A 13,203-nucleotide genomic window follows, 5' to 3' on the forward strand; every position below is an offset into this window, starting at 1 on the left:
GCGTCGGATTTACACAAAGTGTACGAGAACAATCGGTTCGCCCACTTCCCTACGCTAGCGTGAACTAGATCAGGTTCAAAGGGTCTGGACCTCGTCCATCTCAGCCGCGTCACGCGACTCCCCTAGTGGTAAACATTATGAAATTCGGTCGTCTACGACCACATCATATCAGTCTTTATCTTTGTTGAAAACCCTTTATCGCGAGAAGTGACGGTTCAACAACGTCCCCATTTGGGAGAACCGTTCGGTACCGAGTTTGCGCCGATTCGACGCGGCGAACACGTAATAATCGACTTTGCCCATGTAGTAAATCAAGCGCAGGCCGGCCAAGAAGAACGTAATCGTCGTACTGATAGCAAAGCCGACACCGTACCAGTCGATGCCGCGCGGTAAGAGCAACAACGTGAACAAGGCGTTCAGCGTGAAGAAGGACAGATTGATGAACAGTGCCCCGCGCCGGTCCTCGAAATAGAGCAACAACAGCGTCAAGATAAGAATCATCGCGTTCGAGAACGCCGCGAGCGTCGTCATCTGAAAAATTTGGCCGATCTCATCCGGGACACCGATCCAACCGACGAAGGCGCTCGCCATGAGGATGGCGAACAGGGTCACAACACCTTGACTCCGCGCGAGTCGAATCAACTCATTTTTTAATACTGTCGTCATCGTCTGTTTCGCCTTTTCGATTTGATGGAGCGCTCCGCCGTAATTGATCAACCCATAAAATGTGCGATAGCGCTCATAAAACCGGGTCTCGACAGCGACGACGAACAATAGTTGCGTCGGGATAATCGTCAAGTACGACCAAAAGATGGCCGTATCATAATACGGGTTGAACAAGAATGAGTCCGCGATGACGACACGCCCTTCGCCGAACCAGATGATGAAATTCGTGACCCAAATCCCAAGCACGTACAACACCCCGATAGCAAACAAATCCGGATAGCGGTCGAAGTACTTGAAGTACGAGAACTCTTTCACCGCGTAGCGAAGAGGGAACGTCCGAAGCATCGCGAAGAACAGGCCGAACAACGTTACAATCATCCCGACCGTGAAGCCGAGCAACAACTCGAGGCTCGACGGATCGGTCATGAGACGACTGATCGCATAAACGCTTACGACCGAGATGAGGCCGCCTAGCAAGAAACTATAGGCCACCGCTTGATAATATTTAGCGGCACTTAAAAACAAGAACATGACCCAGATGACGTTGATCGTCATGAACAAGACGAACAGCGTCAATTTGTAAAAGAAGTCGAGCGGAGACAATAGCCAAAAGATGCTATACAAAATTGTCGCGGCGAGAATCGTCACTTTAAGCATCCCGGTGAAGACCGGGAAAATCTCGTGCGCCTTCTTCTCGTAAAACAAGTCCGCCACGTATCGGGTGACGACGAGTTGTTGGAAACTGAACAAGATTTGCGAGAAGATGAACGCATACGAGACCGAGATCATGAAGAGCGTCCTCTCGGCGAGCGATAACGCCGGCATTTGAAATGCCAACCATTGAATCGTCCCGACGACCAAGATGACGATTAACCACGGGCCGGATGTGACGAGGCCTGAGAACGTATACGCCTTCAACCTGGACGAATAGTAGTCTTCTTGGAACAACTTCTGCAACTTAAACCCGATGCCCGCCATACTGTTCCCTCCTCGTTTCATAGATGGCCTTGTAGCGGTCCACGACCTGCTGGAGACGATAATATTGGCGGACGCGCTCTCGCCCGTTCTTACCGAAACGCATTCGTTCCTGCGGATAATCCATCATCCACTCGACCTTGTCCGCTACTGCTTCCGGATGAACCGGGGGCACAATAAAACCAGCCGGTCCGAACGGGTCGTCTGCTCGGCCGTACAGGAGCTCGGAGCATGCCCCGACATCGGTGGCGACCCACGGAATGCCGGCCGCCATTCCCTCAAGAATCGCGAGCGGCTGACCTTCCGAAATGCTCGTCAGGAGCAATAAATCGAAGGTCGGCAAATAGGCTTGGACGTCCACTTTCCCGACGAGCTCGACGTAATCGGTCAATCCACTCTGTTCAATGAGCAGACGGCACTCTTCCGCATAATCCTCATCTTCATCGAGCGGCCCCATGATTGTCAGCTTGAACAGACGATGCCGCTCCTGCAAAATCTTGGCGGCGTAAATCATTGTCTTTAAGTCTTTGATTGGGACTAAGCGGACGATGGCACCGATTTGAAAGAGATCGTTATGAGGGCGCTCCACGACTTCTTGAATTTGTCGCTCCGCAATGCCGTTAGCGATGATTTTCGTCTTCTCGCTCGGGGCGCCAATCCATTCTTGATATTCACGATTCCGCTCAAACAAGGCGATAATCTCATCGGCCGCATTGTACGCTTCACGCGACAAGTGATGGAAGAAGCGGACCCATCTCGGCTTATACGGTGCCGGTATCCAATATGACTGTAAAATTTCCTCTTCACGTTCCCGCGAGTAGATGCCGTGCTCCGTCAAGATGAAGGGGATTCCTTGCGTTTCTTTCATGTAAGAGGCGACCACGCCGGCATAGCCCGTCGATACGGAGTGGACGAGATCGACTTTCGGAAGCGGTTGATGGAGCACCCGTAAGATCGGGGTGTACATACTTTGCCACATCCAAAAGTAGTCGATGAACGACCCACCGTTCATCTCTTCGGAGTAAGCCGATTTCACGTTTTTCCAAAAGAACTCGCTTGCAAAAAACACTTGACTCGAAGGTACCTTTTTTCCAAGTAAGCGAAGTGCTTGCCGATTCGGACTTTTCAACATGAGCCAGTCGGATACATGCTCCTCTTCCTCGGCATCCCATTTGATCCGTCCTTTTGCGCGCTCGCCCACATCATGTAAATACAAATGGGTGATTCCTGAGACGTTGGGCGGTAACGGATACTTCATTTCTTCCGGACGTTTCTCATTCGGCTGAATCGAAATGATTTCAAACGACACATTCGGCATTTCTTCAATCAATGTCTGTGTCCAACTCGAAACGCCTCCGCTGACGTACGGATAACTTCCCTCTAACACGAGTCCAATTTTCATTGCGCCTCCCCCTTGATGGCGATTTCTGCATTCGCCGATGTCAGCTTGACAAGATAGAGCGGTCGGTCGGCCTCCCACTGTTCGACCGTCCCAAAATCAAACTCTCCGGTCTCAAGTGATTGACCTGGTTTCAAACGAACGATGAAATGGGACGGGTTGACAAGCCCTTCTCCAGCCAAATAGACGGTCGACTCATCAAACGTGACATTTAAATCGGCTTGTTGATACGTAATCATCTTTTCAGTCGCATAATGTTGCGTGTACGCCTCGAGGTGTGGGTAATCGTCATTTACATCGCGCACAATTTTACGCAGACTCACGAACATCGTATCCCAGTCGCGTCCAAACGCCCGGTCTGGGTCGATGACATCATCCGGATGAATGAAATGTGAAAACACGCCGAAGTTGGCGATTGCATCAACCATCTGGAAAATCGACCCGCGCTCTTCTCCGTAATCACTCGTGACGCGCGGGAAATGATAGAGATGTGAATGCGTCGCATCAAATTCAAATTCTTGTATAAAGTCTCCGTTTTCAGGTTCCCCTGTATAGAGGGATGCAATCGTACGAAGCTCCGGCAACGCTTCAGCAATCGCATCGACACCGGTCCGATTGAGGGCATTCGAGGGCGGGACGTATGACTTAAGCGTCTCAGCCGGGAAATAATTGGCGAACACGGCTTCGGCTTGTAATAATGAACGCTTCATTTCTTCTTTATCTTTCCAAGGAATATATTCATACGTCGGATCAATCGGTTCATCAGCTGTGACCAGTGATTGATGGTTATAGCCGTGAAGGCCGATCTCCCCGCCGTGAGCAATCAGTTTACGTCCGAAGTAAAGCATCGGAAATTCACCACGTTTGATCAACTGCTCATCGACGAGTTCCATCTCTTCCTCATACGTCCCGATCATGGCACCTGTATAAATCAAATCTTCCTCTTCTGCTAGGTCGACCATGTCTTCCCACCAATTCTCAGCGAAGAAATCTTTGACCGATTTATCAAGCGGCGTGGCGGAGACGTCTTTCATTTTCCCGTCCATGACCGGTGCCGGAAAATCATCGATGTACATGAGTTTAATGGCTGCTTGTGCCGTGACGAACGCCGGTGGCATCGTGCCGAGCGTTTGGACGAACAAGCCGCGTATCATTTTTTGGTCGGTGATTGTCGTATTCCAGTAAAGGACATTCCCGTCACCGACGCTATATTCCCAAAGAATCGGGAAATCTTCGGCTGATAGTAAGACGTTGGCATCATCTGCAATCGCGAAATCAATTAGACTATGGACAAATAAATCGTCCGGCGGGTTCAAGTCGATATATCCAGGAAAAATCGTCTCTTCAAAATTCAAGCCGTATACGTCTGGCACGAATTCGCCAATTTCTTCAATCCCGGTCAACTCGTTCCACGCCGGGTCTTTGAATCGGTTTGCAAAGACGATGTTCCCGCCTTGTTCGACATAACGTTTCATCTCCGCAAATGGCCATTCGGCAGTGCGTTCACCCGTGAAAATAATAATGGTGTATGGAGAAGGCGCAATCGAGCCGACGTCGCCAGGAGTCACTTCGCGTACGTCGAGCTTCGCATACTGTAGACCGTGCAGGAGATTGTCCGCTGTTTTAACGGCCAAATCTCCCTCATCCCGAACGAGATAAATTTGAAGTTGATGCTCTCCGGCTTTCGCTGAGGCGTTGTTCTTCAACTGGTCAATCTTTACCTTTTGCTCGGTGACGTTCGGCAATAACGTATGCAGCGAATGAATCCGTACGTATTGAATCGCACCGACGATGACTAACAATAGGACGATGAAGAGCGAGAATGAGATTATAGTTCGTTTTTCCATGATGTCGTGTCACTCCATTCTTCAAACAACAGTCGGTACTCATATGGCACATCCTCGAGTGTGAACTGGGTCTGCATCATAAACATGACCGCCTTCACTTCATTCCATCGCTCGCGCTCATAATAGTAGTTGATGAGCATGAGATGGGATTCGATCCGTTCTGGAAAATGATGGACGTATTCTTTCAGGATGTTCAATTGCTCTTTCGGACGCTGTAACGTGAGATAAATCTCGTTCAAGTCCTCATAGATCCATGGCGTCGGCGGATAGAGCGTTTTCGCTTTCAACAACTCCTCGAGCCAAGCGTCCCGTTTGTCTTTCAACATGACCTCGGTGATGAGTTCGCTATGGATCATTCGTTTGTAAACCATCGCAAGCCGATGAATCGTGTCGGGCTTCCCTAAATCATACTCACGTTTCGCAAGCTTTAATTCCTGTTCATATTGATCGATTAAGATATTCATCGTCGCCGCGGCATAATGGACCGTCTCACTGTCGGTACTTTCGAGCCCCATCTGTAAATACTTCCCTTGCTGGTCAATCGACTGATTGACGTGGGTCAAAATCGAATGTTTGCGGATGGCCGGATCTTTCGAGTTGATCGCATCGGTGAGCGGCAACAGATGGGTGCTGTTGCTTGCTTCATGACGAATTTGTTCATAGTTGACGACCTTGAAATCGATGTAATCGTCATAGTCTTCAATCAGCCCGCTTCGTCCGAATCGTGCAGCAATCCGATACACCACATAGACGGCAAGTTCGGCTAGAAACGGTAAGAACAGACCGAAACTGAGCGCAGCGACGGCAACCCCATAGTCAGGTGCTTTCATTTTTTGTTTCAACCCAATCAATAAGAGGAAAGCGACCAGCGCGTGGACGACATAAATTCCGATGATCAGGAGACGAATGGTAGCGTCCATATCGTCACACCCCCTTCTGGATCAAAATCCCTTCGATTCGATCATAGATTCGTTGTCGATGATCTTCACTCGTTCCTGGGAGTAAGAGCAACAGCTTGTTCTCTTCCGGGTCATATCCGACGACATCAATCTCGCGCAAATACGAATGAACGATGGCCTCGATGCTCTCGAGCGAAACGGGTTCATATCCGAGCGGATAGTCGAGCACGATGTATGGCTGCCCGTGGTGAATTTTCTTTTGTTCCTGGATGGCGACAAGTTCCATGAACGCCTCTTTCTTGTAAAACGATGTGCCTTTATGCATCTTCTCGTGCTGCTCTTTACGAATCAGGTTCTCGGCGTTTTGAATGCGTGTTCCAATCCAAGAGAAGAGGATATTGAGGACATGCAAGTCATCAGTCGTCAATTTTCGAAGCGGCAACCGCTTGATGACGACGACTTCACGAGTCGTTCCGTCGATGATAATCGGCGCGAGCAACATCGGGTCTGTATCCTCGTCATCGAGTTGACGGAGTGTCGTTTCTTGGACTTGGAAGAATCGTTTGAACATGCTCGACGCCTCATCAAGAAAAATCGTTTGTGGAAACTCTTTCTTGTCCGTTTGACGAATTAAAAGACGCATCGATTTTTGAGAACGGTCAACGTGATACATAGCAACGTCGCTTGCTAAGAACGTTTTTTTCAACAAACGGATTGTCTCGCTCCGAATCAACTCTGGATGCGGCAAATCGAGCGATACGGCAAGTTCATACAATTGGTTCAAACTGTACTCGGATTGAAGTAGTTTTTGACGAAGTGTGGTTTGCGAAGTGTTGAGTAAATCGACGGTCTCTTTCAAATAGGTATTTTCATCTTTCAGCTCTTCATTGCGGAACTGAGTGATTTCGTGCCGTTCTCGAAACGACGTACTGAATAAACCGACGATGACCGTGATGGCGAAATAGTAAAACAATGTAAGAAGTGAGTTTGTATCGTAGAACAATAGGAAGATGTCTCCCCCTACCAAGCCGGTGTATATCACTTTGTAGAGCAGCAATATACCGAAACTGATTAAGCCGAAAATGGTCCCATATCGTAAGGCGAATAAAATGGCGGCCACATAAAACAAGTTCAGTTCATTTTGAATCGTACCTAAATCAAAAAACAAATCGATTGCTATCAATAGGGCGAACACGACAAGAATCTCGACCCATTTGAGCCACGGACGGTCTTGAGCATACAGAATGATAATCCCCTCCTCGTTGATTTAACTCGTGCTTTTCAGTTTGGATACGAGATGATTTACACCTATCTGCGGGATAAATCGTCCCATATCACTTTTATAATTAATTATAACCTAAAAATCCCATGTATTGTAATAAGTTGGTTCGTGATAATGGATGAATCCGTTCGCTTCAGCCATATCGCGACTTGTCGACTCTTCTTGATCGGAGACGGTGAGAACAGCGATGCCATATTCGTCTTGAATCGCGTTTATACGATCGAGCATTTCCATCGACCAAGCGTCGGACGTGATTTCCGTGTAGTTAAAACCTTCCCACATGAAGCCTTCCACATAAGGTGCGCTCGTTCGTTCGAGCGTCTCGATACCCCAATTTTGGACGACAGGGACACCTGGATAGGTTTGTTCAATCGCTTGTAGAAAAGTCTCGAGCCCAGCCAATTGTTCTGCTAAGTCGTCCGGATAGTCGAGGTGGACATCATCGATATCACCGACCGTATCCAAAAAAATGCCGTCTAGGTGCTTATTGATGACTTGTTTTTGAATTTCGCGGATCAAAATTTTTCGGAAATCGGCTGAGCTGATATCTGTCAAATACGAATCCCATTTCGGAAAATAAATGCGTTCTCCATCTCGATAGAAGAAATCGTCTTTATCCATTTGGCCAATCAGTGCCCGGTTCCACGTGTCCGCCTCCATCACGTTAATGTAACCGAGCACTTTCGTCCCGTTCGACCGGATTGTTTCGATCTGTTCTGGCGTATACCAAATGGGTTCGATGATGACGAGGTCATATCGAGCCATGTCGTCAATAATCGCCTCGGTCGGCATGTTATAAAAAATTTTGTAAGAATGAATCTCATCAAAATCAAACGGCTCTTTCATCGTACATCCTCCTAAAAAGAAGAAGAGTAAGACGCCGCTCACTAAACATCGTCGCACGCGGACACCTCCTTGTTGAATGAATCCATCTTGATGAACATTGGTCCGTTTATTGGTGAACGATTAGGGAACAAGATAATACTGACTTATAGAAAGGGGGACAGGCGTGTGAACTCCATTTTGTTGACGATAGCCCTGTTATTCGTCGGCTTGAACGTGTTTACCTTCTTTCAGCGAAAAACTTATAGGCAAACGGGTTTTGATTCACGCTTATTCAGTCACTTATTCATCAGTTTGCTTGGCGTAATGGTTGGATTCACTTTAATCTACTACGCGTTGTCTCGCGATGGTGTCATCTTAGTGACTTCCCTCGAGACGATGACGGCAGTCGAACCGAGCTGGCGTAATCTGTTCTATTTTAGCGGCGTCACGCTGCTCTCCATCGGGTTCGGTGACTTGTTGCCAATCGGTCCGGCCCGGTTGTTCGCCTTGCTCGAAGCCATCATTGGACTCTTACTGCCGACAGCGTTTTTTGTAAAATCGATGTACAAAAAAGAAGACTGAAGAAAACAGTCTCCTATCGTCCGGTAATCAGCAAGTACAAGTTAAAGGCGACCAGTCCAAGCGGAAATAAGGCCACGACTAAAATCGGCCATTTTTTCGTCCGGATGCCGACAAATAAAAGTAAACTCCCCACTAGGAGCGCGATGAACGTCGTATACGGATTCAAGCGTCATTCCCCCTTCTATAGAAGGGCTTTCCCGACTCGACCGAAAACTAACCGTTTGAACACCAAAGCGTCGAAAAGGCGTCACGAATTCGTCGGGCTTCCATGTCCGCAAACGGATATCCGGCTCGGTCGGCCACGCGGCGACTGACCCGCTCAAATTGTTCCACCAACGTCGCATGGGCCGTTTCCATCGCTGTCACTTCGACCAAAGTGTATGTATCGAGATAAGCCTGCCATACTTCAGGGGCCAGATGCTTCTCAAGCCCATCCCCAGACTTTCCTCCGTTCGCCGTAAAGTTTGTCGCAAAGCCGACGTCCCATGCAAGCATCTGCCGGAGCATCGTTCGCATGATCGTCACATGGTCGAAAGCGTATAACAGTTGACCCCGCTTGATACCTTTGACGACGTAAAGCGACACCCACCAAAACTCGTTCCAACACTGCTCATAGTCGAATCGGCTCGGTCGTTTGATGCGGTACGTGTCATCAGATGGAATCGTTTGACCGGCAATCTCGTCTTTATCAATGAGGACGAGACTGAGTGAGTCAGCGTGAATCGCTTCCTGCACGTCACGCATAGGACGGACGGTCAAATCGACGCGATGACCGGTTGCAAACTGGACGAGAAACGCGAAACGCTCATATTTGTCGCCTCCCGGCACCTCGTCCGGCATCTGCATAATCAAGACGTCCCCGAGCGGCGCCATCCACGAGCGGTCCTCGATGAACGCGATCACGTCTTCGACGAAACAAGTGACATCGACGTCTTGAAAACGGTCTGGTTTTACGTGCGGATTGACGAGCGACCCGTTCAAGACGAGGACGCGGACGTCTTCCCGCTCCGCGGCCATGGCCGTCAAGTGCTCAAGCACTTGCTCATTGGTCATATGACGTTCGCCCCGAGCGAGCGGGCGATTTGGACGGCCTGCATCACATCGATCGTCGCTTGTTTCAGGATGACGTCCGAGAAATCGACCCCATCCATCTCGGCTCCTACAAAATCGGCACCGGTGCAATCCGCGTGCTGCAAGACGGCACGTGACAAGACGGTGTTCGTCCAACGTGATTCTTTCAAGTCCGCGCCGTATAGGTCCGCCTCGGTCATCCGAACGCCCGACCAATCCATCTTCCGGAGCGGAGCGTGACGCAGATTGACGAACGACCAATCCCCCTCGCGCACGACGACCCCTTCAAACGTGCATGACTCGAACGACGAGCCCGTCATCTTGCATTGGTCGAATTCGCTCAAAAACAGATTCGCCCCATTGAACTGACAATTCAGGAACGAGCTGCCGCTGTGGCGTGAGGCGTTCCACTTCGAATCGGTGAAGTCACAGTTGATGAAACGGCACTGCTCGGTCTCGAATTCGGTCGCATCGATATACGTGAAGCGACAGTTCTCGAACGTCGTCTGCATGAGTTGAACGTCACGGAGCGACTCGTCTCGAAAATCTTCTCCTTCATAGACTGCATTTGATTGAAACATGGCCTACCTCCTTGACGTATACTTGATGTAGCTAAAGGATTGGAGTGATGACAATGGATATCGTATTTCCGACCGAGCACGGCACGTTCAATTATCGCGTTGCCGGCATCTGGGTCCAAGACGGTCATTTGCTCGTTCATCGGAACGTGAACGATGACTTTTGGGCGTTACCGGGCGGTCGGGTCGGCATCGGCGAAGAAGCCGAGCTCGCTTTGACGCGTGAGCTGCAAGAAGAACTCGACACGACACTGACGGGAACGACGTTCGCGTTCGTGTCCGAAAACTTCTTCACATACTTAGAGCGCACGGTCCACGAGATTGGCCTATATTTTTATGTATCGGGTGACCTCCCGCTCCGGCATGGAGACTTCCACGGACCGGAAGGCGATCACCTCATCTATCGTTGGCAGCCGCTCGACGCGCTCCGGGACTTGAAACTCTTTCCGGAGACGCTCTATGCGTTGCCGCAATCACTGCCGCCCCACTTTATCGATCGCTGAGTTTGATAGAATCGACTTCAACTCGTGCAAGTCTTGAATCTCATACGTCGTCTCGACCGTCGCCGCAATCTCGTGCGGATTGTACCAGCACGTGTCGAGCCCATACATGCGCCCGCCGGCGATGTCTGCTGTCAGCGAGTCCCCGACGATGAGTCCGCGTTCCGGTGCCACGTTCGGCACGCGGTCGAACACATAATCAAAGAACGGTTTCATCGGCTTTTGCGATCCGGTCGCATCGGAGACGAACACGTCCTTGAAATAAGGGAGCAGTCCCGACGCTTCAAGCCGTTTGAACTGCGTCTCCGTCACACCATTCGTGACGATATAGAGCGGATACTGTTCACTGAGCGTTTGCACGAGTTCAAGTGCCCCCTCGATGATGTGCACCCCGGCGTGCAAATGGTCGCGATAGCGCTGTTCGACTTCATGCGCATCGATCGTGATGCCGAGCGTATCGAACAGTTGTGTGTGCCGGCCCATCAAGACGTCTTCCCGTCCGACCTCGCCGCGCTCGAAGGCGCGCCATAATCCGTTATTGATCGTCACATACTGTTGTTTCAATTCATCCGTCATCCGAACGTTATGTGCCGCGAGCAACTGCTCTAAGGCGACGTGCTCGCTCTGTTTGAAGTCGAGCAACGTATCGTCGACATCGAATAAAATTGCTTCATATCGTTTCATAATCTGTATTACCCCTCTCTGCCTCTAATGTACAGGAACAGACATAGAAGTTCAAAAAAGGAGCGAGCCCTATGCCAAAAAAGCCAATCACCAACCTCGAGTATTCAGAAAAAGAACTCGAATCGTTTTTTTACTTAGCCGACGAGACGTTCGGCATCGATTTTCGCGAGTGGTACAAAGCTGGCGAATGGACTGACCACTATCGCTGTTATTCATTGACGTTCTATCGGAATGTCATCTCGAACGTCGGGATGAGCCGGATGACATTGATGATGGACGGAACCGCGCGCGAAGCGTATCAAATCGGAACGGTCATGACAGACGAGATCCGACAAGGACAAGGACTCGCCACCCGCATCTTTAAGCACTTGTTCAAGCAGCATGACACGGATGGGTTGCCTTATTTTTTGGCTTGTAACGAAGGGGTTGCACCGTTTTACGAGCAACAAGGCTTTTCGGCTCAAGCAGAACCAGAATTGTTTATCCGCGTTTCGGGATCGGCTTCCCCACTCGAACATGTCGACGTCGATGCCGAACAGTGGCGGCGTTTCAAACTGGAGTCACTCCCGTTTTCACCGCGTCTGTATACGACAGACGATATGCACATTTGGATGTTCCATTACTATCAAGGGATGGACGAGGACGTATATCGTTTCGATGACGTCCATGTCATTTATATGGTCGAGCGCTCGCGCTTAAACTTGTATGCCGTGCTGTCGCCGCGGCCTGTCGACATGCGTGACGTCGTGGCCCGACTCTCTTTCGAAGGCATCACAGAGATCGTCTTCAAATTCACGCCTGAGCTGGACGGTGTGGAACAGCGCCCATCCCGGGACGGGCAATGGATGATTCGCATGAATGAAGGACAGCTTTTCCCGGAAGGTTGTCGCTTCCCTTATTTGTCGAATGCATAAAAAACTCGCCTCACGGACGAGTTTTTTTGATGAACGCCGCTCCGAGCGCATGCGCCGCTTCAAGTACGGCTCGTCTCGCTTCCGGGACGTACGTATAATAGTTGACGAAGCCGTGAATCAAACCTTCATAATTTTGATATGTCACCGGGACACCGAGGCTAATCAGTTTGTTGGCGTACGCACGTCCGAGGTCGCGGAGCGGGTCATACTCGGCCGTCAACAGCGTCGTCGGGGGAAGCTCCCCCAAGTAGTCCGAAAAAATCGGTGAGGCGTACGGATGCATCAATTCCGACTCATCATGGAAGTATTGTCGCTGGAACCATCGAATGAGCCCTTCATCGAGCAGATAACCGTTCGCGTAATCAATCAATGACAGCGGCAAGTTCTCCTCGGTCCCGGTAACCGGGTAAAACAGCAGCTGATGCATGACGAGGGGGCGACCTCGTTCAATCGCCATCAAAGCGCTGACCGTGGCGAGCGTCCCTCCGGCGCTGTCACCGCCGACGGCGATGCGCTCGGCATCGATTTCGAGTTCCGAGGCGTGATCCGCAATCCAGACGAGCGCCTCATAGCTGTCGTAGACGGCCGTCGGAAATTTGTGTTCCGGCGCGAGTCGGTAATCGACCGAGATGACGGTACAGTCGGCCTCGTTCGCGATCGTCCGGCATATCGCGTCATGGGTGTCGAGACTGCCTGTGACGTATCCGCCCCCATGATAATAGACGAGTGCTGGCGCAACCGTCTGACTCGACCGATAGATGCGGATTGGCAGTGAGCGATTCGGAAGCGTAATCGAGCGATTCTCGACATCAAGCACATGCTCTCTATGTTGAAACCGGGTCATCATTGCGTTTTCTTGTCGTCTTAATTCGAGCGGATCCAATTGGTCATATGTGGTCGAGAGCTGGTTTTGAAACTGGTTCAAATAAAATTGAATCGTCGGATTGACTGGCAACGGGAATCCCTTCTTTCTCTTTTAGG

At 50.2% G+C, this 13,203-nt stretch carries 14 protein-coding genes and 1 riboswitch; of the genes, 3 read left to right on the forward strand and 11 right to left on the reverse strand.

Annotated elements, in window-relative coordinates; all coding sequences use genetic code 11:
* Window positions 1-29: 29 nt before the first annotated feature.
* Window positions 30-134: riboswitch (TPP riboswitch) on the reverse strand.
* A 61-nt stretch (window positions 135-195) separates the two neighbouring features.
* The 6 genes from pelG to DPV68_RS02890 form a co-directional block, all read right to left on the reverse strand.
* Window positions 196-1,644 (reverse strand): exopolysaccharide Pel transporter PelG, encoded by a 1,449-nt coding sequence (pelG, locus tag DPV68_RS02865; protein ID WP_114165326.1) that lies wholly within the window; start codon window positions 1,642-1,644, stop codon window positions 196-198.
* Complete coding sequence (gene pelF, locus DPV68_RS02870) at window positions 1,625-3,043, reverse strand: GT4 family glycosyltransferase PelF (RefSeq protein WP_114165327.1); 1,419 nt, start codon at window positions 3,041-3,043, stop codon at window positions 1,625-1,627. Before pelF ends, pelG begins: the two co-directional genes overlap by 20 nt.
* Window positions 3,040-4,887: a DUF2194 domain-containing protein gene (locus DPV68_RS02875; RefSeq protein WP_114165328.1), complete on the reverse strand. Its 1,848-nt coding sequence runs from the start codon at window positions 4,885-4,887 to the stop codon at window positions 3,040-3,042. The genes pelF and DPV68_RS02875 overlap by 4 nt, the downstream gene beginning before the upstream one ends.
* A complete protein-coding gene (locus DPV68_RS02880; RefSeq protein WP_114165329.1) occupies window positions 4,869-5,807 on the reverse strand; it encodes a tetratricopeptide repeat protein in 939 nt (312 codons plus the stop codon). The genes DPV68_RS02875 and DPV68_RS02880 overlap by 19 nt, the downstream gene beginning before the upstream one ends.
* A 4-nt stretch (window positions 5,808-5,811) precedes the next feature.
* Window positions 5,812-6,969 carry a GAF domain-containing protein gene (locus DPV68_RS02885; protein ID WP_157964132.1) on the reverse strand — a complete coding sequence of 386 codons (1,158 nt, stop codon included), beginning with the start codon at window positions 6,967-6,969 and terminating at the stop codon, window positions 5,812-5,814.
* 174 nt (window positions 6,970-7,143) lie between these two features.
* Entirely contained in the window at window positions 7,144-7,971 is an 828-nt protein-coding gene (locus DPV68_RS02890; protein ID WP_232819467.1) for a glycoside hydrolase family 191 protein, read from the reverse strand.
* 108 nt (window positions 7,972-8,079) lie between these two features.
* On the opposite strand from DPV68_RS02890, the gene DPV68_RS02895 reads away from it, so the two are divergent.
* Complete coding sequence (locus DPV68_RS02895; RefSeq protein WP_198662226.1) at window positions 8,080-8,475, forward strand: two pore domain potassium channel family protein; 396 nt, start codon at window positions 8,080-8,082, stop codon at window positions 8,473-8,475.
* 13 nt (window positions 8,476-8,488) lie between these two features.
* On the opposite strand, the gene DPV68_RS14945 is transcribed toward DPV68_RS02895, so the two are convergent.
* From DPV68_RS14945 to DPV68_RS02905, 3 genes are read right to left on the reverse strand one after another with little or no spacing between them, the layout of a single operon-like run.
* Window positions 8,489-8,641: a hypothetical protein gene (locus tag DPV68_RS14945; protein WP_198662227.1), complete on the reverse strand. Its 153-nt coding sequence runs from the start codon at window positions 8,639-8,641 to the stop codon at window positions 8,489-8,491.
* A 47-nt stretch (window positions 8,642-8,688) separates the two neighbouring features.
* Window positions 8,689-9,528: an aminoglycoside 6-adenylyltransferase gene (locus DPV68_RS02900; RefSeq protein ID WP_114165333.1), complete on the reverse strand. Its 840-nt coding sequence runs from the start codon at window positions 9,526-9,528 to the stop codon at window positions 8,689-8,691.
* The gene (locus DPV68_RS02905; protein ID WP_114165334.1) at window positions 9,525-10,127 is read right to left on the reverse strand and encodes a pentapeptide repeat-containing protein; all 603 of its coding nucleotides are present in this window, start codon (window positions 10,125-10,127) and stop codon (window positions 9,525-9,527) included. The genes DPV68_RS02900 and DPV68_RS02905 overlap by 4 nt, the downstream gene beginning before the upstream one ends.
* A gap of 53 nt (window positions 10,128-10,180) precedes the next feature.
* Between DPV68_RS02905 and DPV68_RS02910 the strand changes: the two genes are divergently transcribed.
* Entirely contained in the window at window positions 10,181-10,627 is a 447-nt protein-coding gene (locus tag DPV68_RS02910) for an NUDIX hydrolase (RefSeq protein ID WP_114165335.1), read from the forward strand.
* On the opposite strand, the gene DPV68_RS02915 is transcribed toward DPV68_RS02910, so the two are convergent.
* Window positions 10,598-11,308, reverse strand: coding sequence for a YjjG family noncanonical pyrimidine nucleotidase (locus DPV68_RS02915; protein ID WP_114165336.1), 711 nt, complete (start codon window positions 11,306-11,308; stop codon window positions 10,598-10,600). The genes DPV68_RS02910 and DPV68_RS02915 overlap by 30 nt on opposite strands.
* 71 nt (window positions 11,309-11,379) lie before the next feature.
* On the opposite strand from DPV68_RS02915, the gene DPV68_RS02920 reads away from it, so the two are divergent.
* Entirely contained in the window at window positions 11,380-12,222 is an 843-nt protein-coding gene (locus tag DPV68_RS02920) for a GNAT family N-acetyltransferase (RefSeq protein ID WP_114165337.1), read from the forward strand.
* 10 nt (window positions 12,223-12,232) lie between these two features.
* Here DPV68_RS02920 and DPV68_RS02925 read toward each other — a convergent pair whose 3' ends face one another.
* Window positions 12,233-13,177, reverse strand: coding sequence for an alpha/beta hydrolase (locus DPV68_RS02925; protein ID WP_114165338.1), 945 nt, complete (start codon window positions 13,175-13,177; stop codon window positions 12,233-12,235).
* Window positions 13,178-13,203 lie beyond the last annotated feature (26 nt).

The sequence above is a fragment of the Exiguobacterium sp. TNDT2 genome (genome assembly GCF_003331145.1).
In the GTDB taxonomy this organism is placed as follows: domain Bacteria; phylum Bacillota; class Bacilli; order Exiguobacteriales; family Exiguobacteriaceae; genus Exiguobacterium.